Source organism: Aestuariibaculum suncheonense, assembly GCF_014596935.1.
Lineage (GTDB): Bacteria > Bacteroidota > Bacteroidia > Flavobacteriales > Flavobacteriaceae > Aestuariibaculum > Aestuariibaculum suncheonense.
In genome coordinates this window covers 291945-317317 of the sequence record NZ_JACVXC010000003.1, presented here as the reverse complement: position 1 = coordinate 317317, position 25373 = coordinate 291945, and the positions used below count along the sequence as shown (strand labels likewise).

General features: G+C 34.2%; 13 protein-coding genes. 11 read left to right on the top strand and 2 right to left on the bottom strand.

From position 1 onward, the window contains the following. Positions 1–8 precede the first annotated feature (8 nt). Together ICJ84_RS09580 and ICJ84_RS09575 are read right to left on the bottom strand one after the other, a co-directional pair. Positions 9–1190 carry a DUF4861 family protein gene (locus tag ICJ84_RS09580; protein WP_241748734.1) on the bottom strand — a complete coding sequence of 394 codons (1182 nt, stop codon included), beginning with the start codon at positions 1188–1190 and terminating at the stop codon, positions 9–11. A 5-nt stretch (positions 1191–1195) separates the two neighbouring features. Continuing rightward, positions 1196–1987, bottom strand: coding sequence for a gluconate 5-dehydrogenase (locus tag ICJ84_RS09575; RefSeq protein ID WP_188216173.1), 792 nt, complete (start codon positions 1985–1987; stop codon positions 1196–1198). 295 nt (positions 1988–2282) lie between these two features. Here ICJ84_RS09575 and ICJ84_RS09570 point away from each other — a divergent pair, with 295 nt between their 5' ends. The 11 genes from ICJ84_RS09570 to ICJ84_RS09520 all read left to right on the top strand — a co-directional run bounded on the left by ICJ84_RS09570 (position 2283) and on the right by ICJ84_RS09520 (position 25340). After that, on the top strand, positions 2283–6386 hold the full coding sequence (locus tag ICJ84_RS09570; RefSeq protein WP_188216172.1) for a hybrid sensor histidine kinase/response regulator transcription factor: 4104 nt from the start codon (positions 2283–2285) through the stop codon (positions 6384–6386). Between the two features lie 154 nt (positions 6387–6540). Further along, positions 6541–9729, top strand: a complete 3189-nt coding sequence (locus ICJ84_RS09565) for a SusC/RagA family TonB-linked outer membrane protein (RefSeq protein ID WP_188216171.1) — start codon at positions 6541–6543, stop codon at positions 9727–9729. A 16-nt stretch (positions 9730–9745) separates the two neighbouring features. Beyond that, complete coding sequence (locus tag ICJ84_RS09560) at positions 9746–11329, top strand: RagB/SusD family nutrient uptake outer membrane protein (protein WP_188216170.1); 1584 nt, start codon at positions 9746–9748, stop codon at positions 11327–11329. Between the two features lie 30 nt (positions 11330–11359). After that, a complete protein-coding gene (locus ICJ84_RS09555; RefSeq protein ID WP_188216169.1) occupies positions 11360–12289 on the top strand; it encodes a DUF5017 domain-containing protein in 930 nt (309 codons plus the stop codon). A 200-nt stretch (positions 12290–12489) separates the two neighbouring features. Continuing rightward, positions 12490–13491, top strand: coding sequence for a T9SS type A sorting domain-containing protein (locus ICJ84_RS09550; protein ID WP_188216168.1), 1002 nt, complete (start codon positions 12490–12492; stop codon positions 13489–13491). Positions 13492–13971: 480 nt separating this feature from the next. Beyond that, entirely contained in the window at positions 13972–16932 is a 2961-nt protein-coding gene (locus tag ICJ84_RS09545; RefSeq protein ID WP_188216167.1) for a SusC/RagA family TonB-linked outer membrane protein, read from the top strand. A 13-nt stretch (positions 16933–16945) separates the two neighbouring features. Beyond that, on the top strand, positions 16946–18460 hold the full coding sequence (locus ICJ84_RS09540) for a RagB/SusD family nutrient uptake outer membrane protein (protein WP_188216166.1): 1515 nt from the start codon (positions 16946–16948) through the stop codon (positions 18458–18460). Between the two features lie 247 nt (positions 18461–18707). Further along, complete coding sequence (locus tag ICJ84_RS09535; RefSeq protein ID WP_206688698.1) at positions 18708–20006, top strand: glycoside hydrolase family protein; 1299 nt, start codon at positions 18708–18710, stop codon at positions 20004–20006. A gap of 3 nt (positions 20007–20009) precedes the next feature. Next, on the top strand, positions 20010–21524 hold the full coding sequence (locus tag ICJ84_RS09530) for a sulfatase family protein (RefSeq protein ID WP_188216165.1): 1515 nt from the start codon (positions 20010–20012) through the stop codon (positions 21522–21524). Positions 21525–21550: 26 nt separating this feature from the next. Continuing rightward, positions 21551–24592 carry a chondroitinase family polysaccharide lyase gene (locus ICJ84_RS09525; RefSeq protein ID WP_188216164.1) on the top strand — a complete coding sequence of 1014 codons (3042 nt, stop codon included), beginning with the start codon at positions 21551–21553 and terminating at the stop codon, positions 24590–24592. A 64-nt stretch (positions 24593–24656) separates the two neighbouring features. After that, complete coding sequence (locus ICJ84_RS09520; RefSeq protein WP_188216163.1) at positions 24657–25340, top strand: DUF6250 domain-containing protein; 684 nt, start codon at positions 24657–24659, stop codon at positions 25338–25340. The last annotated feature ends 33 nt before the right edge of the window (positions 25341–25373 follow it).

The following is a 25373-nucleotide window of genomic DNA, read 5'->3' as shown; positions in this document are numbered from 1 at the left end:
TTTTGTGTTTATTCAACTAAAGAAACCTTTAAGGGGTTATTTATACATTTAGAGAATGTGTTTAAATAATTTACCCATTGTTCTTCATTTTCAAACTGTTGGCTTTTTTTCCAACCAAATCCGGCATAATAAACAACTTGATTGTTTTCAACTTTTAAATGCGCATAAGCATTACTTAAATCTTTTGCTTCAGTATCGTATTTTTCAAATCCCAAAAAGGTGTTTTTTGGAGCAACAATAGCAGTTCCTAATTCAGAATCACCATGTGGTTCCCAATAACTAACCCAACCAAAGTCATTATTTCCTGTAACTTCACCATCTTTTTCATGGAGGGTTAATCCGGCATAAATGTCTTGAACACCATCTATTGAAAGTGTAAATTTAGATAAGTTGTTTCCTCGGTCAAGACTTATAATTTTAGATTCTATAATAGAATAACCTGCTGCATCCCAACTTTCATATTCTAAATAAAAACTGGTGCGAATTGGTCCGTTGGTAATGGTTTGCCACTTCGTGTAGTTTTTTGAAAAATAAAAGCTACTATCTGCTTTTATAGCAATTCCACCAACACCGCGACTTACACCAACGTGAAAATTATCAAGCCCTTCTCCTGTATCTACATGATAGGAGCCAGTTCCTTCGGTTGTTTCTTTATACCATTTGTTTATTATTGGGTAGCTAACGCGTTTTAACCAGGCATCTACGCCACTGGAAAGGGTGCCTGCCGGATCTCCTTTTTCAGCCATTTTTTGAGCGGTTGGCCCATAAACTCGAAATGCGACTTTATCATTTTCCCAAGTATAATCATCGGTACGTTCTGGGACAAACCTTGAGTAACAAACGTCTTCAGCTTGCAGACCAACACCATCATAATTAGTTACAATTTCATAAGTGATTTCAGAATTTGCAGCAATTTGAGGTTGAAATAAAATTTCGTCTGAAATTCCATCGTCATTAGTATCTACAGTTTGTGTGATAACATGATTTCCAGTATTAGTGTTGCGAATTCCAATATTATCTAAGCTTTCAGTTTTTAAGAATGTTTTAGATAATTCAACGGTTTCAAAATCTCGATTTATATTTAAAGTATTTTGGACTTTAATGGTTAGCGGTTTTTCTTTTTTTGAGCAAGCTGTTAGTAGGGCAGAGCATACTAACAAACATGTCATTAATGTTTTAGATGTATACATAAGTATTAAATTTCGTTAGAAGGTTTTCCTATGGTTGCTAATATACCACCATCTACATAAACTATTTGTCCGTTAACAAAATTACTTGCTTTCGAACTTAAGAAAACAGCTGCGCCCTGTAGATCTTCTGGATCACCCCAGCGACCAGCCGGTGTACGACCTATAATAAACTCGTTAAATGGATGGCCATCAACACGTATAGGAGCCGTTTGACTTGTTGCAAAATACCCTGGTCCAATACCGTTGGTTTGAATATTATATTTAGCCCATTCTGTAGCCATGCTTTGGGTAAGCATTTTTAAGCCTCCCTTGGCCGCTGCATAAGCGCTTACTGAGTCTCGTCCTAACTCACTCATCATAGAGCAAATATTAATAATTTTACCGCCCCCTCTTTCTATCATGCTTTTAGCAACATATTTTGAAACGATAAAAGGACCCACCAAGTCTACTTTAATAACTAATTCGAAATCTGGTGTCTCCATGTCGATAATAGGTGTACGTTTAATGATACCGGCATTATTAATTAGAATATCTATGGGGCCTACTTCTTGCTCAATTTGTTTAATTGCTTCAGCGGTTTGTTGATCGTTGGTAACATCAAACACATAACCATAAGCTTTTAAGCCTTCTGCTTTGTATTCTTCAATAGCATGATCTAAAGCTTCTTGAGTATTATTGTTGATAATTAATGTTGCTCCAGCATGTCCAAGCCCTTTTGCCATAGACATACCCAAGCCATGAACCCCACCTGTTATTAATGCAGTCTTTCCTGTTAAATCAAATAAATTAATTGACATAATAAATAATTTTTAATTGTTTAGTTTAAATAGTGTGTAAAGTGTTGCTATTCAGCAAGGTTTAGGGGAATGAAGTTACTTGCTTGACTAGATAATGTTGCGAATGTATATATTAATTTTTGTATAATAAAGGAATTTGTTGAAAAATGTGCTCGAACACATTTATTAAGTGTTGCCGAGCACAAAATAGTATTATAGTACTATATTTGGAGAGTTCAAATGAAAATGTATAATAATATTATTGACTATATTTATACTACCATTGTTTTTATGTTATTTAATGTGCCGACTAAATATGAAAATTAAATCAAGAGTTTTATTTATTGCATTTTGTGTGTTTCAAATAGTATGCCATGCTCAAAGTGAAGTGAATGCTTTTAAATCGTTGAAATTTAGGCAATATTCATTAAAGGACGGCTTGTCTCAAAATTCTGTGTTGGCTATTAAACAAGATAGAGATGGCTTTTTATGGTTTGGTACTCGTGATGGCTTAAATAAATATGACGGAAGGGAATTTCAAACATTTAGGCATAGTTCTCAAGATTCAACAAGTTTAAGTCATAGTTTAATTAAATCTATATATGAAGATAATAATAAAAACCTGTGGATTGGTACTATAGACGGATTAAACAAATACAATCCTAATAGCAATTCTTTTGATAGATTTTATTTTGAAACTACCGATACGTATGAAAATAATGAAATATGGTGTATTACTCAGGCAGATAGTTCTTCTTTATGGATAGGAACAAGTAGCGGGTTAAAAAAGTTAAATCTAAATAATGAAAAGTTTGTATCATTCGACTTTAATCCAAAAGACAACTCCTTTTTTAAAAGTCCTATAAGAGCATTGCTAAAAGTTAATGAAAGTGAATTATGGATTAAAACTGCAGAACAAATTGGTTTTTTTAATGTTTTGAATGGTGTAGTTAAATATTATAATTACCCAGAAAATTCCCCAAAAGAATTGAATAAAAATAATGTGTCAACATTATACCAAGATGAAAGTAAAAATATTTGGTTAGGATTTAAAAATGGATTGGCATTATTAAATAAAAAGACTGATGCTTTTGAGTTTTTTAAATCAAAATCGGAGTCTGCAGAATACCTAAGTGATGTAAGGAGTATTCAAGAAGATGATTCAGGGAATTTATGGGTAGGAACCTATAGAGGACTTTATTTAATTAACTCTAAGACATTTTCTATATCACATTATGTTCATGATGAAAACAATCCTAATAGTCTAAGTCAAAATTCCATTTATGATATATACGAGGACGAAAAAGGGGATATGTGGGTTGGAACCTATGCGGGAGGCATTAGTTATTTTGAAAGAAGTTTTGACGTGTTTAAGCATTTTGCTTCAGGAGCCAATAATACAAAGCTTAACTACAATGTGGTAAGCTCTATTGTACAGGATTCTCAAAATAATTTATGGGTTGGAACCGAAGGAGGAGGGATTAATTATTACGATGCTTCTATAGGTGAATTTAGTTATTATATGAACGAGCCTAATAATTCCAATGGTTTAAGTGCTAACAATGTAAAAGCTATTATTCAGGATAAAAAAGGGGGGTTTTGGATTGGAACCCACGAAGGCGGTTTAAATTATTTGAAGTCAACAACCAAGCCTTTAAAGTTTCAGATATATAAAACGAATTCTAATGATAAAAATAGTATTAGTGATAATCGAGTGATTTCACTTTTAGAAGATACTTACGGTGATATTTGGATTGGAACTTCGGGAGGTGGTATTAATGTTTTAGACAGACAAACAGATTCTATTTATAGATTACAAGATCCTAAGGATTGGGTAGGTAAAATTGTTTACACTATTTATGAAACTTCAAATGAGAATAAATTACTCATTGGTGGGAATATTGGATTGTGTGAAGTTGATATTAAGACTAGAAAACTTTCAAAAATTAATTACTTAGGTAGTAATCCTGAAACTCATACCATACGAGCTGTCTTGTGCGTTTATGAAGATGAAAAAGGAAATGTTTTTATAGGTACTGAGGGCGACGGATTATATTACTATGATCGTAAAACAAAAACTTCCACGAAATACGGTACACAACAGGGATTACCTAATGATATTATTTATGGTATTATTCCTGATGATGAACATAATATTTGGCTTAGCACGAATAACGGTTTAAGTCGAATTAATACACAAACCTTAGAAATTAAAAACTTTAATGCTCAGGATGGTTTACAGAGTAATGAGTTTAATTTTGGCGCCTATTTAAAAAATAAAAATGGAGAATTGTTTTTTGGTGGTGCTAATGGTTTTAATGTGTTCAATCCTAAAGATATTAAGCAAAATACTTATGAACCACCAGTTTCAATTACTTCAATGCAGGTAAATAATAAACCCTTTTTGAGTATTACTGATAATATAAAAGAAGTTTCCTTAAAGTATGACCAAAATATATTTAATCTGGATTTTATAGCTTTAAGTTATTCTCAACCATTAAAAAATCAATATGCATATAAGTTAGAGGGTTTTGATAAAGATTGGAATTACATTGGTAACAAAACATCAGCAACTTATACCAATATAGATGCAGGAACTTACACATTTAAGGTAAAAGCTTCAAATAATGATGGCTTGTGGAATGAAATTGGAGATTCTATAACTATTGATGTTTTACCAGCACCATGGTTTACATGGTGGGCTTATTTGTTATATTTTTTATTGGCTTTTGAGATCTTCTGGCAAATAAGGAAATACAGTTTAATACGAGTAAAAGAACGCAATGAATTAAAGCAAGAACGTTTGGAGAAGGAGAGAATAGAGGAAGTAAATAAGTTGAAACTTCAGTTATTCACTAATATTTCTCACGATTTTAGAACACCGCTTACGCTTATTATCGGTCCACTGGAACGGTTGCTAAAAATGGATGATGGAAATGATTTTATTAGGAAGCAACACGATATCATGTATAGGAATGCTAGTATTTTAATGGAATTAATTAATCAGTTGTTAGATTTCAGAAAAAACGAATCAGGAAAATTATCTTTAAAAGCCTCAGAAAATAATATAGTACCTTTTTTAAGGGATATTAAGCAGGCATTTAATGAACTAGCTGAGGTTAAGAACATCGATTACAGATTTATTAGTACAGATGAGATTATAAATGTTTGGTATGATAAAACCCAGCTTAAAAAAGTGGTTTTTAATCTACTATCTAACGCATTTAAGTTTACGCCAGAGGAGGGAAGTATTGAGTTACAGGTTTCAGAGGTTAGTAAATACCGAAATGAATCGGAGAAAAAGTATGTAAAGATCGAGGTGATTGATAACGGAGAGGGTATTCCTAAAAAGCATGTTAAGTTTATTTTTGATCGTTATTATCAATTAGGAGAACGTACTGGTACAGGAATAGGTTTGGCCTTATCGAAAAACTTAGTTGAGCTTCATAAAGGGGAAATTAAAGTTAAGAGTAAAAAAGAAAAAGGTACTACATTTAAAGTCCTCCTTCCTCTTGGAAAAGATCATTTAATTAAAGATCAGATTGAAAAGCCAACAGATGCAGTAAAGCTTGAAGAAGATTATAGTATTGAAAAATCGGTTTATGTAGATAAGGAACTGTTAACGATTAACGAAGAAACTCAGAAAGGGAATGTGTTAAATGCATCCTTAGCGACAATATTAATTGTAGAAGATAATTATGAAGTACGTGGTTTTGTAAAATCGATATTTGAAAAATCGTATAATATTTTTGAAGCTCCAAACGGAAAAAAAGCCATTGAAATAGCCAAAAAGCAGGATGTAGATTTGATAATAAGTGATATTATGATGCCTGAAATGGATGGTATGGAGCTTTGTGAAATTATTAAAACGAATATAAATACAAGTCATATTCCTGTAATACTGCTTACAGCGAAAACATCTCAAGAATTCCAAAAAGCTGGATTTTCCACAGGAGCCGATGCTTATGTTACCAAACCTTTTGATGCCGAAATTTTGGAATTACGGGTAGAAAATATTTTGGCTTCAAGAAAGAACTTGATTCATAAGTTTAAGAAAGATGTTATTCTACAACCAAAAGAAATAACAGTCACTTCGGCTGATGAGTTGTTTTTACAAAAGGCAATAGATTTGGTAGAGGAGAATATAACGAATTCTGAGTTTACCATTCAAGATTTTATTGAAGGCATGGGTATGAGTCGCTCTGTACTTTACAGAAAGTTAAAAGCGTTAACTGACCAGTCAACTTCAGAATTTATTAGAACCATAAAATTGAAGCGTGCAGCTCAATTAATAGAACAGACTCAAATGACTATTTCAGAGATTGCATTCGATTTAGGATTTAATGATTTGAAGAATTTTAGAACTTCTTTTCAAAAATTATTTGATAAGCTTCCTTCGGATTTCCGAAATCCTAAATAGTCGGAATTTTACCATAGCATATAGGTTTTACTGGAGGTTTCACTTGATTTGAACAGAAAACCTCGGTTAAATAGGCATATACCCCCCTTTATTAACCGCAATTGATTTATAAGTTTGGGTATGAATAAATCAAACACAAACAAAACTTAATTTAATGACTAAAATGAAAAATCAGTTAAAGCTGTTTTCAGCACAATTTGGCAGCAGGAATACATTGCTTTTTGTATTTCTGTTATTAATGGTAATGAGTAGTCTTTCTGCTAATGCCCAAGTAAAGACAGTTACTGGTACCGTTGTAGATGAGATAGGCATGCCTCTTCCAGGAGTGAATTTGGTTGAAAAGGGCACAAAAAACGGAGCAAGCACAGATTTTGATGGGAATTTTTCTATTCAAGTAACACCAGAATCTGTTTTAGTCTTGTCTTTTATGGGGTACAAATCCGTTGAAATTACTGTAGGGCAGCAGTCTAAAATAAATGTAAACATGGCGCCAGATTTACAGCAACTGGATGCCGCAGTCGTTGTAGGATACGGATCGGTTAAAAGGAAAGATTTAACAGGTTCGGTAGCATCAGTAAAAATGGATAAACTAACAGAAGCTCCGGTAGCAAACTTCGATCAGGCTTTGGCTGGTCGTGTCACAGGGGTGCAAGTAGGAGCAGATACTGGTGAGCCAGGGGCAGGATTAGAAATTACTATTCGAGGAAAAAATACGGTTAATGGTGATAATTCACCACTTTATGTTCTTGATGGTTTTATTGTAGAAGATTTTAATCCAGGTATCTTAAATCCAACCGATATTCAGAGTATTGATATTTTAAAAGATGCTTCAGCTACGGCAATTTATGGAGCGAGAGGAGCTAATGGTGTTGTTTTAATAACTACGAAACAATCTAAAATAGGAAAGACCAAAGTGTCATATGAGACAAGGTTGGATGTTAAAAATGTTGCTAATAAATTAGACGTCTTATCAGCTTACGAATCAATAAAACTTGCAGAGGAAATAAACCCGAATGGAGCGGCGTCTCGTTTTTATGTAGACGATGAAGATAATGTTGTAGGAAGTCTTGAAGACTATATAAATTCACCTTCGGCCAATTGGCAGGATGAAGCGTTTAGAACAGGTTTTTCAAAATCACATACGCTTAAAATAGGAAGTGGAAGCGACTTAACTAAGTTTGATGCATCTTTAAATATGTTGAATGACGAAGGTACCTTATTAAAATCTGAATACAAGAAAATAAATGGAAGGTTAAACTTAAGACATAAAATAAATAAAAAATTAGATGTTACTCTAAATATAATTTACGCAAACACCGAACTACAAGGATTAGATACAAAGGGAAATACAGCTTATTCGTTTATGAGAAACGTAATTACGTATCCTAATGTAGTAAACAAGTTTAAAGATTATGGAGATAATAACCCGTTATATGGAATCAACACAGACGAGTTTGACATTAATAATATATTTAGTTGGCATCCTATAGTATCGTTAAATAACGAATACAGAAAAAAGGAAACCAATCAGTTTATTTCCAACTTAGCATTGCGTTATAAAATAATTCCTAGTCTTACCTTCGAAACAAAAGGAAGTTATAATGGTGATTTTAGAAGAACAGGAATTTTTAATAATAGTAACACGGTTTATGGTAGATTAATTAATCCTATTAATGGAATTAACGGAACCATGGATTACCAGAATTATAAAACACTGTCTGCCATTAATACGTTAACATTCAATAAATCCTTTGGGAAACATGATGTAAATGTTTTAGTAGGGCACTCGCTTAACGTTCGAAACATTACAAGAAGTTTTACCAGAGCGATTCAAATTCCACAATACGCAGAAAGTCAAGGAATCAATTCCTTAGATGAAGGAACGCTTTCAACTACAGATGATATTAATGGTAGCGAGAAGTCTCGAATCGAATCTCTAATGGCAAGAGCAAACTATTCGTTTAACGATAAATATTTACTAACAGCGTCTATTAGACGTGATGGTTCTTCAAAATTTGCTCCTGGTCATAATATAGGGTATTTCCCGTCATTGGCATTAGCATGGAAAGCAGAAGAGGAATCTTTTATTAAGAATTTAGGATTTGTATCTCAGATGAAATTTAAGGCTGGATATGGTAAAACAGGTAACGATAGAATTCCTGGGGAAGCGAGATTCGATTTGTTTACCTCAGAATTGGCTTCATATTATATTAATGGCTCGGAAGTTTTAGGACAGCGACCAACATCTTCTGGAGCTAATCCTAATGTAGAATGGGAAATTACAGAAATGTATAATGCAGGTGTTGACTTAGGTTTTTTTAACGGACGAATTTCAACAACAATTGAAGTTTATGAAAAGAATACAAAAGACTTATTAATTAACGCAGATACACCACCAACATTAGGAATTAGTACCATTTGGAAAAATAGCGGAACTGTTAGAAATAGAGGTTTAGAGATAGCCTTAAATACTATAAACATAGATAAAGAGAATTTTAAATGGACAACAGATTTCAATATTTCATTTAACCAAAACAGAGTGATGTCTCTTCCAGAAGGCAAACCAATTTTTGGGAATCCAAGATATTACCAACGATATAATTCAAACCAGTTTATAGTTCAAGAAGGTCAGCCTTTAGGAAATATGTACGGTTATATTTCAGATGGCGTATATCAACCTGATGACTTCGAAAACTATAACCCTGATGATGCTACCCATATTTTGAAAGCAGATCAACCAGATTACGATGGAGGTTCAGCCATTAGACAGCCAGGAGATGAAAAGTATAAAGATTTAAATGGAGATGGAAGAATAACAGCTGATGACAAAACCATAATAGGTAATGGATTACCTGAACATTTTGGAGGTTTAGGGAACACATTTTCATATAAAGGTTTCGACTTAAGCGTATTTTTTCAATGGTCTTACGGCAATGATATTTTAAATGCCAACCGACTCATTTTTGAAGAAATGGCCTATTATGCGCAAAATCAATATGCAACTGTAACGAACAGGTGGACACCAACTAATCAAGATACTAATATGTTTAGAGCCGGGGGAAGAGGCTTTGAAGATGTGTCTTCAAGAATAGTTGAAGACGGCTCATATATTCGATTAAAAACTATTAATCTATCCTATAACTTTTCAAAAGATCTGGTTAAAAAATTGAGTTTAAACGAAGCATCTATTTATTTATCTGCACAAAATTTAATTACCTGGACTAATTACAGCGGATTCGATCCAGATGTTTCAGTTAATAGTTCTCCTATTATGCCAGGAGTAGATTACTCGTCTTATCCTGTAACCAGAACTGTTAGTCTTGGTCTTAATTTAACTTTCTAAACGCTTAATCTTAATCATGAAAATAAAAAATTTAATATTCACCATATGTAGTTTCATCATCATCTTAAGTTGTGATGATAAACTCGATATTTTACCGCAGGATGGTTTAGGATCTGCAACATTGTATCAAAACGAAGCAGGAGCTACAGCAGGACTTATGGGGGTGTATTCTCGTGTGGTAAGAGCTTATAGAGAATCGATAATTAATGCTATGTATCCATCGGCTGGAACCGATGAAGGTTTTGAAAACAGAAGTGTAAACCGCTTTTACTTAGAAAATAGTTTTGCCAGTAACAGTTCAGATGTGTTAGATGCTTGGACATTACTTTACGAAGGAGTTAATGCTGCTAATGTTATGCTTGTTGAGGTTAGTAATTCTCAAGGGTTAACAGAAGCGCAAAAAATATATTTTACAGCAGAAGCCCGTTTTATTAGAGCCTATTTGTTTTTCGATTTACAAAGAAATTTTGGAGGTTTAGATGGTATTCCAATGCCTACAGAAACCACTATAAAACAATTATTACCGAGAACAAAAGGTGTAGATGTATACAATCAAATAATTTCAGATTTAGAGTATGCTGAAGCTAATTTGAAAGATATTCAAGAGGTTGAACCTGGTCGGGCAAGTAAATCTGCGGTACAAGGGTTATTAGCCAGAGTTTGTTTATATCGTGCAGGAGAGCCATTTACAAATGATGGCGATTATTATACAAAAGCAAGAGACTGGGCAAAAAAGGTAATTGATAATGGATATCATGAGCTAAACTCAAGCTACGAAGATGTGTTTAATAAACTTGCTCAAGAAGAGTATGATACTAAAGAGGTGTTATTTCAAATTGGATTTTTCTTTGGCAATCAAGATCAACAGCAATCCGGAAAACTAGGGTCTAGCATTGGATTTAGAGTGGATGACGGTTCATGTAATAACAGAGGATTTGGTTTAATTTCAGCAACTATTACATTAACAAATGCTTATCGCAATGATGCAAATGATGAACGTGGTTTGTGGAATGTTTCACCTTATTATATTCCAACAAATAATAATTGTGAATTTGCAACATCATTTAATCAATTAGTATATGCCGCTTCAAAGTACCGACGTTTATTGGAGGCTGGTGGTACAGGTAGTTATGGACCACATCACTGGCCTGTGTTAAGATATTCTGATGTGTTATTAATGTATGCTGAAGCCGAAAATCAATTAAACCCTGGTTCAGTAGCAGCTCTAAATGCTGTAAATGAAGTTAGAGACAGAGCACACGCAACGCCTTTAACAGGATCTATAACAAATGAATTGATTCAGGAAGAGCGTCGTTTAGAGTTATGTTTTGAAGGAGTGCGTAAGTACGATTTGATTAGATGGGGTATAATGCAGGAAAAAGTTGATGAGACTATGGCTGCTTTACAAGCCGCCGATGGTACCGAAAATACCGATTGGTCAATATATGGAACAGGTTCTCCTGCAACTAGAACGAATACCTTACAAGGATATTATTTAGACAGTTATATAAATTACGACGATAGTAAACACAAACTTTTGCCTATTCCAGAACAAGAAATAGGAGCGAACGATTTGGTGAAACAAAATCCAAATTGGTAGTAAAAGGAGGTAATTTTAAACAAAGAAACAATGAAGAATTTCAATAAAATAGTAGCATGTTTATTTGTAGTAGCATGTTTAGTTCAAAGTTGCGATAATGCGGAAGAAGTGTCTTCCCCAAATTTTACAGTAACACCAAATTCACTTGAAGTTAAGGCTGGTGATCCTGTAATCTTTACTGTAGATAATGCACCAGATTTTTTAAGATTTTATTCAGGAGAGTTTGGTCATCAATACAAATACAGAGATAGAACAAATGCAGAGGGTACGGTAACCATGTCTTTCGAAAATTCCCAAAAGTGGGGATTAGGTTCTAATGCTACAGGAACATTAACGGTTTGGTATTCTAAAGATTACGATGGTTCAGGAGATCCTGAATCTGTAAAAAGTGCAACCTGGCTAGATATTACTGATCGCTTTGATATTTCTACCCGCTACGATTTCACCTTTCAAAGTTCAGGTATTGTTGATGTTACAGATTTAGCCGATGGTAATACTATTTATTTTGGGTTCAGGTATTTTTCTGATAATATTATAGATCGTGGGGCAGAATGGTATTTTAACGATTTAAGTATTCAAATGGATGTGGAAGATGCACCTGCTCTGCTAACAGTTGCTGATGAAACAAATCCAGGATTTACTCCAGTTGATATTCAGGGAGTAGTTGAAGCCTGGAATGCTGCAAAGTGGTATTGGGATTCTGGAAATGGTTATTGGAGAATGCGTGGTAATAGCGACAGAATAGTGAATGAAGATTGGTTAATAACCAACGCCATCAACTTAACCGCAGTAGCACCAGATACAGCAGTTAATTTAAAGGCATATTCGACATTATTGAATGATTTTGAATACACTTATACTACACCAGGAGTTTATACGGTAACTCTGGTAGGGAACAATACAACCATATATGGAGATAAAGAAAAGGTAGAACAGTTTTCAATAACAGTAACAGAGTAAATTCTTGTTTATTGATTGGTATTTTGGTAAGACCGGTATTGTTTTAAATAATGCCGGTTTTTTTATGCTTGTAAAGTATTGTATCGCTAGTAAATAATGTAATTGAACAGTTAACCCCTTCCTTTAGAATAGTTAACCACGGCATCTTTACTTATTAGTAAGGTAATTTTATCTCATAAGTATAACTAAAAACTAATATCATGAAAAAAATTACCAAACAACTATTTATTTTAATGCTGCTATCAGTAAGTGCTAAAGAATACGCACAGACAGCTAACGCAACTGGTTTACCTGGAGATGATTTAATATTTTATGAGGATATGAGATACGCAACTGGAGCATCTGGATTTACAGTAACAACAACCGAAGCAACTTTAACTCCAAGTGGAAACTCATCTATACCTGTCGATGGTCTCAGTGCCGGAGAAATAGGTTATATAAGACCAGATAATAACTATCCAGCCGGAGATGCTAGAGATAACAGATCTTTAAGAATTCAGGCAAATGATGGAAGTACTAATTATGCTACAGACGTTTGGATTGTTGTTAATTCTATTGACTTGAGTGCTTACGATTCGGGATCTAAATTTTTTACATTTTCAACAAGAACGACCTTTCGTGAGGATGGAGGATCGAATTTAGATACAGATACATCAGTTTTATATGCTACGGATTTTGTAACAGGTACAGATCCAACAACGGTGACCTGGACTCCAATAACAACCTCTCCAGTTGCCGATTCTGCAGAAATGGGAGCCGATGGTGTTTGGACAACACAATCGGTAGACTTGTCAGAGATTACGTGTGGAACACAATTTGCTATTGCTATAAGAAGGCAATCAAGCCTTAATGGACCTACAGGAGGTGTTTTTGATTCAGCTACTAATAGAAATGGAACCTTTAATATTTCAGATTTAACCTATACAGGATCTACAACACCGCTTTTGTCTATTAACAACTCTTTCTTAGTTGAAGGTATTAGTGTGTATCCTAACCCTGTGAAAAGTCAATTAAATATTAAGAGTTTAAACCCTAATATCACAATTAAAAATGTTCAGTTAATAGATATTACAGGAAAAACTGTGTACAATAAAGATTTTAGTGAGCTTATTAACGTAAGTCAATTTTCAAAAGGACTTTATATCTTAAAACTAAAGGATAAAAATGGGGACTTACTAATTAAAAAAATTGTTCTGAATTAGATTTTTACCCTTAAAGGTTCAATAAGACATAAATATGAAATAGTTGAACCTTTTTTATTTCTGAAAAATAATGTATGTGTTTGTAATTATGTGTTTTTATGAACAGAAAACCACGGTTGAATAAGCATATACCCCCCCTTTATTTGCCACAATTGATATATAAGTTTGGGTATAAATCAAAACACAAACAAAACTTAATGAATAAAATGAAAATCAGTTAAAGCCGTTTTTAGCAAAATTTAGTGGCAGAAATACAATGCTTTTTAGTTTTTATTATTAATGGTAACGAGTAGCCATTCTGTTAGCGACTTGGTAAAGACAGTTGCTGGTACCGTTGTAGATGAGATAGGTATACCACTTCAAGGAGTGAATTAGGTTGAGAAAGGTACAAAAAAGAGTGAGTACAGATTTTGATGGAAACCCACATATTTTCAGAAATCAACAAATAATTTTTTAACTAATAACTAAAATCAAAAAGAAATGATGAAAAAAAACAGAATCTTCTTAAGTAAGTTGAAAGGCTATATTAGCTTTTTGACATTATTTATGCTTCTCAATGGAGTGCATCTTCACGCGCAAACGGTAATAACCGTAAAAGGAACTGTTACGGACAGCCAAGGTATGGTGTTGCCAGGAGCTAGTATTTTGGAAAAAGGTACTACCAATGGTGCCACCTCAGATTTTGATGGTAACTATATGATTGATGTACCGAGCAATTCGGTTTTAGTATTCTCTTATGTGGGGTATAAAACACAAGAGGCTTCTGTGAGCAATAAAACATTCATTAATATTGAGTTGGAAGAAGATGCGGCCACTTTAGATGAAGTGGTCGTTGTAGGTTACGGTACTGCAAAAAAGAGTGATTTAACAGGAGCAGTTTCTAGTGTTTCTTCCAAAGATTTTGAAAAACAACCTGTGTTTAGGGTTGAAGATGCTTTACAGGGGCGTGCTTCTGGAGTAATTGTAAACAAAAATTCTGGAGCGCCAGGTTCAGAAATTAAAATTCGGATTCGAGGCTCAAATTCAATTAATGGAAATAACCAACCACTAGTTGTTATTGATGGTGTAATTGGAGCAGACCTCAGATCAATAAATACAAACGATGTAGCATCTATGGAGGTTTTAAAAGATGCTTCTGCAACCGCTATTTATGGTTCTAGAGGAGCTAATGGTGTAATTTTAGTTACCACTAAACGAGGATCTGGAGTAGCAAGTATTCATGTAGACGCCTTTACAGCCATTTCCTCAATCTCAAAACACTTGGATATTTTATCTGCAGAAGAATTTGGGGCAATAAATAATCTTCCTGTAATAGATGGCGGAACAGATTACCAAGACAGATATTTTAGAACAGGATATACTCAAAATGTGCAGGTCTCTTTAAGTGGTAAAAGTGACAATATAGGGTATTTTGTATCTGGTAATTTAGTGGACCAATCAGGAACCAGTATTAATAGCAATTATAAAAGGTATTCTCTTCGTGCAAATTTAGATGCAAAAATGAGCGATAAATTGTCTGTCGGTTTAAACCTATACGGAAGTAGTGAAGAAACATTAAACTTAATTTCTGGGGGTAGTGCTTCATCTCCTGATGATAGGGCTGGTATTATTGCAGTGTTGGGATGGGATCCTACTTTGCCAGTTAAAGGTGCCGACGGAAACTATAACTTATCAAGCCCTAACGGTTCGGGTTTAATTAACCCAATCGCTGAGCGTTTAGAATCAGAAGCTAATGGTACCATAAACAGCTTAAATGCAAACCTTAATCTATCTTACGATATTACAGAAAATCTTAATTTAACAATAGTTGGAGGATTATTGTACAATAATTCTTTGTCAGAAATATATAGAGGTGTGCCTTCCGGAACAGTTTTGAGTAATCCAACTGGTAGCGCTAGTACAAGTTATAATACGACATTGCAAAACAGTAACATTTTAACATGGTCTAACACATACGATAAACATAATATAAAAGTAACGGGGCTTTTTGAAATTCAAAACTTTGTTCGCAAAGGCTTTAATGCAAATGCAGGTGAATATACCATTCCTGCCAATTTTTATTCTTTGGAATTAGGAACTGCGCCACTTGTAAGTGCTAATCTAAGTAAAAGCACTATCCACTCTTATATGGGGCGTGCAGAGTATAATTTTGATCAAAAATTATACCTTACGGGAACATTACGTGCAGATACGTCTTCTCGTTTCAGGCCAGGCAATCAAACAGGTTATTTCCCTTCAGGATCTTTGGCATACCAATTTCGTGATATTTTTGATGGAGCTGTCCAGCGTTTAAAATTAAGAGCAGGTTACGGAGAAGTGGGTAACCAGGCAATTGCGCCTTATTCTACTTACAACACCTTACTTACAGGTCAAAACTATCCTTTAGACGGAAGTTCAGAGACTAGAGGAGTTTCGCTTGGAACTATTGCAAATCCAGATTTAACATGGGAAACAACCAAACAGTCAAATATTGGTTTTGATGTTTCTTTTTTTGATAGAAAGGTGAATTTTTCGGCTAACAAGTATTGGAAAAATACAACTGACCTCTTATTAGAAGTACCATTGCCTGATTTTACAGGAGGCGGGGCTGTTTTAAGTAACGTAGGTGAAATTTTTAATGGTGGTTGGGAGTTTGATCTTGAAACAGTTTTGGCAGGTACAGAAAAATTCAACTGGTCAGCAAATTTAAATTATTCGTACAATAAAAGTGAAGTAAAAAGTCTTACGGCCGGCCAACAAGAAATTTTATTAAGTCCAATAGGCGGAACTTCAGCAGGAGGTATCGCTAATACAACAGGGGCTTATGTTCGATTAAAAGTAGGAGAACCTCTAGGGCAGTTTTATGGAGCTACATTCTTAGGGACTTATAAAACAGGAGAAACGGGTGGTAATCCAGGAGAGGCTAAATATTTAAAAGATGATGAGGGAAATTTGATTTTAGGTGTTATTGGTAACGGTATTCCTAAGCATACTTGGGCATTAAATAATACAGTAGAATTTGGGGATTTTGATTTAAACATTCTAATTCGAGGAGTACACGGTTATGATGTGTTTAACTTTACAAGGGGGAAAATTTCAATGCCAGGAGGGGTACAATCGTTGGCTACATATGGAGAATACAGAAACAGATGGACACCACAAAATGAAACCGATATCCCATCTAGCGGAGACCTATTTGTGAACTCTACTAGGTTTTTAGAGAAAGGAGATTTTGTAAGACTAAGTAATTTGGCAGTGGGCTATAATTTAAAAGTTAATAAATACCTGAAATCGATTAGGTTTTATGCAAGTGCCCAAAATTTATTTACCCTTACAGATTATAAAGGATATGATCCAGAAGCAAGTTCAATTGGTGCCACCGAAGGTGCTTCGGCATCTTTAGATTATGGTGCTAACCCAAACTCGCGCACCTATACCTTAGGATTAAAAATCGGATTTTAATAAAAAGACAAAAATGAAAACAAATAAAATTTTTAAAGCAATAAGTGCCGTTACACTTTTGCTTGCTACCATAGCAATTTTTAATAGTTGTACTTTGGAAGAAAACCCTTCAGAGGCACGTTTAGATCCAGGAACTTTAAATTCAGAAGAAGCATTGAAATCTGCTACAGCTGGAATGTATCGTCAATTTACGTTGTCAATGCAGTGGGCTCATTTTTGGATGCGTTCTTACGGAGGGGATGATATTACAACTCATAGCGGAAAAAATAAGCAAGGTTTTAGAGATGCAGACCAAATGAAAATGACTTCTTTAACAAGTGGCGTTGGTTTAGGATACACTGGGCCTTACAATACTATAAAAGAAGCCAATAATATTATAGCTGTAAAGGAAAACATTATAGGGGGAAATAAAGATAATATTGATGCTATGGTGGGAGAGGCCTATTTCTTAAGAGCATTTAGTTATTTTCATTTAGCTAGAACGTTTGGAAATGTACCTTTAATTACTTCTACAGACATTGCGGGAAATATTGATTTACAGAGGGCAGAACTAATTGATTTATATCAACAAATTGAAAGCGATTTTTTAATGGCTGAAAGCTTATTGCCTGTAAAATACCCCAATACTCCTGCTGCAATTAGGCCCAATAGTGGTTCTGCTAGAGCGTTTTTGGCTAAATTATATATGCATTGGGCGGGATGGCCTATAAAGGATAATTCTAAATATGCTTTAGCGGCTAGTAGTGCAAAATCTGTTATTGATAATGCTAGTTTGCATGGTTTTGCCCTTGTTCCCGATATGGGCACGTTGTGGTCAATTACAGATGAAAACAGATTTAACAAAGAAATGGTTTTTGGTTTAGCACATAATCAAGTGTTAGGTAATGTTTATTCTAATAGACATGCTGGTAGAGTGGGGTATCCAGGAGATGTTCAAGGTTGGGCTGAGGTATTTGCTGAAATAGCTTTTTTTAATGATTTTCCAGACGGCCCAAGAAAAGATAAGACTTATAGAACAGAAGTAGTTTTCAAGAATGAAACAATTCATTGGGAAGATTTTAAAGATGAAAGACATCCTATGTTTTTAAAGGTTACAGGTTATCAAGATGAAATAGCTACCAATAATTCGGTTACCTCAATGAATACATATTGTATGCGTTATGCAGATTTGCTTTTGTATTATGCTGAAGCAGTTGGTAGATCAGGAGCTAGTACAGCAGATGCTTGGGAAGCATTAAATATGGTTCGCAGACGCGCTAATGATTTACCTGTAAATACTCCTAATGCAACTGTAGATATAACAAGTGGTGATTTGGCTGAATTAGCATATACAGAAAGAAAATGGGAATTAGCAGGAGAATTTAAGCGATGGGACGATTTAACTCGTTTGGAGCGTGTTGCTCAGGCTTTGGCTAATAGATTCACAGAAGAATTGGTTGGACCAATTATAGGTGATGCAACTCCAGAAAACTATTTTGCTGAAATACCAGAGTCCGAGTTAACTAAAGCACCACAGTTAAGAAATTAAACTATAACAGCAATTAGCTAAGTTGATTTGTAAAAGAGCTTGGAGGGTAATGAAATTATTTTCCAAGCTTAACTGAAAATTGAAAGAGTAGAGTTTCATTTTTTATGTTAATAGGATGGTTTTGGTCAGTTTTGGGTACACTATTGAACAACAAACCCTGTTAAGTTTTTTAAAACAAACCCCACCTTTGCTATACAATAGTTTTAAAAGTTAGTGAGCATAAGCACGCCATTTTAAATTAAACAAAATGAATATAAAGATGATACCATTAAATACAGGTAAGATAGGTTTAAAAAACACATTTTTTTTGGGAAGTAAAATTTTTCTTCTAGTTTTTTTTCTTTGCCTGTTTAACTGTAAGAAAGAAAAAAACGAAACAGCTGAAATTAAGCAAACTCCTAATAGCGAAGAGGTAAAACTTGATTTAAAATCACTAATTGATGATTGTGAATCTCAGTTAGAAATTTCAGTTCCTAAACTTACCGATTTAACCAAACATCCTCGTTTAATAGAAACCGATTCTACAGAATGGGAGGAAGTGCCAAATAACAGACTGGTATGGACCTCTGGATTTTATCCTGGAATACTTTGGTATATGTATGATATTAGTAAAGATGAAAAGTGGAAGCAGGAGGCTATAAAACGAACAGAAGTATTTGAAGATTTTAAAACCATTACAGAACATCACGATATTGGGTTTATGATGTTTCCAGCTTATGGTAAGGGATATGAATTGGGTGAAAAAAAAGAATATAAAAATATTTTATTAACCTCTGCAGCTTCTTTGGCGAGCCGATTTAATCCAAATGTTGGCACCATCAGATCTTGGTCAAATAAAATGCACCCACGTTGGAAGCAACATATAACTATTATAGATAATATGTTGAATCTGGAATTGTTGTTTTGGGCAGCAAAACATGGTGGAGATAAAAAATTCTACGATATAGCTGTAAAGCATGCCGAAACGACAATGAAAAATCATTTTAGAGACGATTATACTTCATGGCATGTTTTAGAATACGATTCTATAACCGGAGCGGTTTTAAACAGAAATACCAAACAAGGGTATGCTGATGACAGTCGTTGGTCTCGTGGACAAGCTTGGGGTGTTTACGGCTATACAATGGTTTACAAAGAAACTGGTGATAAAAAGTTTTTAGACTTTGCTCAAAAATTGACTGATAAATATTTATCGTTATTACCAGATGATTATGTGCCTTGCTGGGATTTTGATGTTGCTAGCGACCCAAATGAAGAAAAAGACGCATCTGCTGCTGCAGTGGTAGCTTCAGCTTTATTAGATTTAAGTGAATTGGTTGAAGATAAAAAGGATCAAGAACGCTATTATAATGCGGCTTTAAAAATGTTGGAATCATTAGGCTCTTATAAATACTCTGGAGTAGGAAAAGCAGATGCGTTTTTGTTACACTCAACAGGAGCAAAATCTTTAGGACATGAAATAGATGTAGCCTTGATATACGCTGATTATTATTATATTGAGGCATTAGATAGATTGAAGAAAATCAAAGAAAACGGTAAAATATAAATTATGAAAAGCTTAGTCTTTTTTAAACTGTCCTTGACTTTATGTTTGGTAATTGGAGTAACGTCTTGTAATTCGAATGTCAAACAAGTAAATCAGAAAAAACCAAACTTACTGTTTATTTTTCCAGATCAGTTAAGAAATGCAGCTCTTGGAATTAATAGACAAGATCCTGTTTACACACCTCATATTGATCAACTAGCTAAAGAGGGATTAGTTATTACTAATGCGATAAGTAATTATCCGTTATGCAGCCCGTATCGCGGTATGTTAATGACAGGGAAATTACCTTATAATAATACTGTTTTAAGCAATAGTAATTCTAATCGTTTTAAGTATAATAATTCTTGGCAGAAAGAAGATGTAAGCTTTTCAGATGTGTTGGTGCAAAACGGTTATGATGCAGGATATGTAGGTAAATTACATTTAACATCACCGCCACCAATTGCCGGTAAAGATAGCGTTATTTGGGATGCTTATACACCGAAAGCTTATCGCCACGGGTTTAATTTTTGGTATTCCTACGGTACTTTTGATGTTCATAACACCCCACATTATTGGGTGAATGATGCTAAGGAAGAGGAGTTGACTTATGTTAACGAATGGTCTCCAAAACACGAAGCAGATGTGATTATAGATTATTTAAAAAATCCTTCAGAGAAAACACGAAGTAAAGGTAAGCCTTTTGCATTATTTTGGTCTGTAAATCCACCACATCCGCCGTATCAGTATGTTCCTGAGCAATATGCCGAAATGTATGAAGACAAATCACTGGATGAGTTGTTGGTTAGAAAAAACGTGAATTTAGAAACTCAGGCAAATTCGTTGGCGTTTCATAAAGGAGCAACAAGAAATAGAACCAACTTAGCTAAGGATCATGTGCGAGATTATTTTGCGATGATTACAGGGGTTGATGAGCAAATTGGGCGTGTATTGCAAACGTTGAAAGATCAAGGTTTAGATAAGAATACCATTGTTGTAATCACATCAGATCATGGAGAAATGATGGGAAGCCACGGACTCATGTCTAAGAATATATGGTACGAAGAATCAATAAATATACCTTTTATAATACGTTGGCCAGAAAAGATAAAAGCACATCAAACTAGTAATTTAATTGTTAGTGCAACCGATGTGATGCCTACGTTACTTAATTTGTTACAGGCAACCGACGGTCTTCCGAAGGATCTAGACGGAGAAGATTTATCAGCTTTATTTTTGGGGAAGAATGAAGAAGAGCCAACTTCTGCGTTGTATTATTATATAGAAGAAGGAAGACCAGAGTCGGGACATCGTGGGATTAGAACAAAGCGATATACGTATGTTATAACTCTTGATAATGGGGATACAGAGCGTAGAGTACTTTTTGATAATGTTGAAGATCCTTTCCAGGAACACAATATTGCTGGGGAAAATTTAGAAGTTGAAAATGAATTACATCAACAGTTATTAAATCAACTAAAGATTAAAAACGATCCGTGGCTTTCACGTTATTTGAAGTTAACAGAAATCAACGAATAAAAAGATAGATAAGCATATTTACTAAAATGAGATTAATAGCATTTAAAATTTTTGTTTTATTATCAACACTGGGCTTCTCTCAAGAAGAGAAACCAGCAGTTGAATCGTTTGAATCTGATAAAACTTTGGAGCTTTACAAGGTTTCAAATGGAAATCTTTCTATAAGTAAAGCGCATAGAAGATTTGGTGAAACATCTTTACAGTGGAATTGGAATAATGAAGGCTCTTTTAGTACTTCCAATTTTAAAATTCTATCCCATGATGAAAGTCCTTTGGAATATGGAGATCATTTTCCTGCCAGCCCTACATTGGCGTTATCTATCTATAACGAAACGCCAAAGTATAATAAAATCACAATAGCTTTCGAAAAAGATGGGGTGAAGCAAGTTTGGTTCGATTTAGAGTTGTCCTTTAAAGGCTGGCGCCGTATTTGGGTGCCCTTTTATGAAATGCAGGGCAATGCACCTCAAAAAGGAGCATCTGTTGATTATGATTTGTTTAAAGTGAGCACTGAGGCAAATACTGGGACATTATTTTTCGATGATATTATTTTTTCTCAATATCAGGATGACAGGCATCAATATCCAGATATGTTAGTGCCTTTTATTAAATCTGATCAAGATTTATCGAAAGATCATTGGATGCCTTTAATAAGTAATTATAAGCGTATAGAAGCAGTTGAGGCAGCTCCTGTTTCTATGGCTATTCGATTGGATTTAAAACGATTTGAAACCGCTATTGATCAAGATCTAACTATCGATAAAAAGTACAAGGTTTATATTAATACACTTCGAGACATGTTTAATAACCTTAAACTTGAAGATAATGGCACAACCGTTTTAGGTCCTCCTTTAACGTTTAAAGAACAACAGGAGTATTTTAATAAAAAACAGCAGGGCGCTAAAATATTTAATGATATAAAAGATTTAGGAACAGTCTTAAAAAAGTTGGCCAATTTTCATGATCGCGCAACGCCTGCCGAACGCGAGGAAATTGAATCTATGTTTTTAGCTGGAACCAAATATTTTCTTGATCAAGGGTGGCAAGTTGGGGCCAATGGAGGAACAAGACATCATATAGGTTATAATGTTATCGAGTTAACAGAAGCTTTTTATGTTATGCGGCATTTTTTGTATGATAATGATCTATTAAACGATGTTGGAGCAAGTTTACACTGGCTGTTTAATTTGGGAATGATTCTAGGAGACGAAAAAGATTTTCATGTTAACATAGATTATTTAAATACACAGTCCTATTACCATTTAATGCTTATTTTCTTGTTCGATAGTCAGGAAAAACAAGCAGCATTATTAAGAGCATATTCAAAATACATATCAATTATATTGGCTCAACAAAAAGAGGAGTGGGGTTTTAAGGTGGATGGTACTGCATGGCATCATAATGGGCATTATCCAGCTTATGGCATTGGGGCTTTTAAATCGGTTCCAAAAGTTATTAATACTTTGGCAGGAACCCGATTTCGTATTGCTACTGAAGGCCATGCAAATTTTAGAAACGCCTTTTTAGCAAGCCGAATTTATAGTCAGTTATATAATTGGGGATTTGGTAATGCTGGACGTCATCCTTTAGAGAACAATGGTATAGAATCGCTTCAAGAGCAGTTTTTACTTATGGCTAATGCAGGAAATCCGGAAGGCACAAGTAAAATTGATGAAGAAGTCGCTGCTGCTTATTTAAGACTTTGGGGGAAGGATGATATTATGAATAAAACCATTTTTACAGACGTAAATGGTATTCATTCTGAACGACTGGATGGATATTTTATATTTCCATATGCTGCAACATCGGTACAAAGGCGTAAAGATTGGGCAGCAATTATGAAAGGGTATAGCAAGTATGTTTGGGCATCAGAGATTTATGTTAGTGAAAATCGATACGGAAGATATCCCGCAAACGGAACGGTAGAGTTATTAAATAACAAAGGTGAAACAGGAAGTGGTTTTCGTCAAGAAGGTTGGGATTGGAATAGATATCCCGGCGCTACAATAATTTATTTGCCTTTAGAGGAGTTAGAGGCTAAAATGCCTTTGATTATGTTCCGTTCTAACGAAACATTTGCTGGAGCAGCTCATTTAAATGGTAATGGTATTTTTGGAATGGTTCTTAATGAAGGAAAAGGCTCTAATGCCGATGGGCCAGAGACTAAAGTGGGATACCCAGGTAAATTGAAAGCTAAGAAATCGGTGTTTTCATTTGGCGATAAATTAATTTGTATAGGGACTGACATATCAAGTATCGATGAAAAAAATCCAACGCAAACCAATTTATTTCAAACGTTTTTAGAAGATACGAAAAGTCCTTTAATAACATCTTTAGAGCGTATTAAAAAATTTCCTTATCAAGGAGAGTTAAATAGTCAAGATTCAAATAAAAATTGGTTGATTGATCCTTATGGAAATGGGTATTATATACTTTCAAAAACACCTGTACAAATCAAAAAAGATAAACAGCAGTCTTATCATAATAAATATTCCGTTAACACCGGAAATATGAATCCAAAAGGAAAAGGAGCAAAGGAAACAGAAGGCGATTATGCCAGCGCATGGATTGATCATGGTTTGGCACCTAAAGATGCTGCTTATCAATATGTAATCTATCCATTTTTAAGGGAAGATGAGCAATCAAAGTTTAACGAGATTGTTAAAAATGATACTTCTTTTGAAATAAAACGAGCAGATAGTATTGCGCATATTGTTTTAGATAAAGAAAGCAATACAATGGGTTATGTTGTTTTTGAAGGAAATAAGCAATTGGAAAATGGTTTGCTAAAAGAAGTTTCAACTCCTTCCTTAATTATGTTGCAGGAAAAAGGAGATAAGGAAATTACTTTAAGCGTTGTGCAGCCTGATTTAAATTTTCCAGTTAAAGAGAATGGTAAGTTTGAGAATTATAGTCAACCAGTTAATTTAATCTTAACAATAAAAGGTAAATGGGACGTGATTAATGAAAGTACAGTACGATCTATAGATAATTCAAACGAAAATACCCGAATTACTTTAGAATGTGTAAATGGGTTTTCTAAAGGACTAGAATTAATCAAAAGGTAAAATGAGATGCATGTATTCCTATTGGAATTAAGTTTAATACGGTTAATAAAATCAAATTAACAACATGATTTCTATACTCAGAAGCACAATAATAGCAACGTGTATTTTATTGAATAGTTGTTCTTCGAAAAAGATTATTCATGACAATGTTTTAAAGGATAAATCGAATTGGGTTATAGAGCAACAACCAGGAGGAGAGGTGCTGTTTGGAAATAAAAGTATTGAAGTTATTGATGCTAAAGGATGCACAATTTGGTTTAAAAACAAACTGAAAGGGGCAATTAAAATTCAGTACGATATTACTATTATAGATAAAGGAGGGATATATGATAGAGTATCCGATATGAATTGCTTTTGGATGGCTACAGACCCTCATAATCCTCAGAATTTTTTTAAAGAATCCAGGCAAAGAGCTGGGTACTTTCCAAACTATCATCATTTAAAGTTGTATTACGTAGGTTATGGCGGGCACCATAATACCAAAACAAGGTTTAGACGATATAACGGAGATATAAATAGGCCATTATTGCCCGAACATGATTTGTCTGATGAAAAGTTTATGATTATTCCAAACAAAACTGTGCAAATAGAAATAATTGTAAAAGATAATTACACAAGCTATTCTAGAGAAGGAGAAAAAATATTTGAAATTGTTGATTCAGAGCCTTATAAGAGTGGTTATTTTGGATTTAGAACAGTAAATAACCATATGAAAATAGAAAACTTTAAAGTCACCCAGTTAAATTAGAAAAAATCGATTAAGTGTAATTATAATTGGAAC

Excerpts from the sequence above, each read along its gene's own strand:
- ICJ84_RS09575 (WP_188216173.1), bottom strand. The coding sequence starts at position 1,987 with ATGTCAATTAATTTATTTGATTTAACAGGAAAGACTGCATTAATAACA.
- ICJ84_RS09530 (WP_188216165.1), top strand. The coding sequence starts at position 20,010 with ATGAAAAGCTTAGTCTTTTTTAAACTGTCCTTGACTTTATGTTTGGTA.
- ICJ84_RS09555 (WP_188216169.1), top strand. The coding sequence starts at position 11,360 with ATGAAGAATTTCAATAAAATAGTAGCATGTTTATTTGTAGTAGCATGT.
- ICJ84_RS09550 (WP_188216168.1), top strand. The coding sequence starts at position 12,490 with ATGAAAAAAATTACCAAACAACTATTTATTTTAATGCTGCTATCAGTA.
- ICJ84_RS09525 (WP_188216164.1), top strand. The coding sequence starts at position 21,551 with ATGAGATTAATAGCATTTAAAATTTTTGTTTTATTATCAACACTGGGC.
- ICJ84_RS09520 (WP_188216163.1), top strand. The coding sequence starts at position 24,657 with ATGATTTCTATACTCAGAAGCACAATAATAGCAACGTGTATTTTATTG.
- ICJ84_RS09535 (WP_206688698.1), top strand. The coding sequence starts at position 18,708 with ATGAATATAAAGATGATACCATTAAATACAGGTAAGATAGGTTTAAAA.
- ICJ84_RS09545 (WP_188216167.1), top strand. The coding sequence starts at position 13,972 with ATGATGAAAAAAAACAGAATCTTCTTAAGTAAGTTGAAAGGCTATATT.
- ICJ84_RS09565 (WP_188216171.1), top strand. The coding sequence starts at position 6,541 with ATGACTAAAATGAAAAATCAGTTAAAGCTGTTTTCAGCACAATTTGGC.
- ICJ84_RS09570 (WP_188216172.1), top strand. The coding sequence starts at position 2,283 with ATGAAAATTAAATCAAGAGTTTTATTTATTGCATTTTGTGTGTTTCAA.
- ICJ84_RS09540 (WP_188216166.1), top strand. The coding sequence starts at position 16,946 with ATGAAAACAAATAAAATTTTTAAAGCAATAAGTGCCGTTACACTTTTG.
- ICJ84_RS09580 (WP_241748734.1), bottom strand. The coding sequence starts at position 1,190 with ATGTATACATCTAAAACATTAATGACATGTTTGTTAGTATGCTCTGCC.
- ICJ84_RS09560 (WP_188216170.1), top strand. The coding sequence starts at position 9,746 with ATGAAAATAAAAAATTTAATATTCACCATATGTAGTTTCATCATCATC.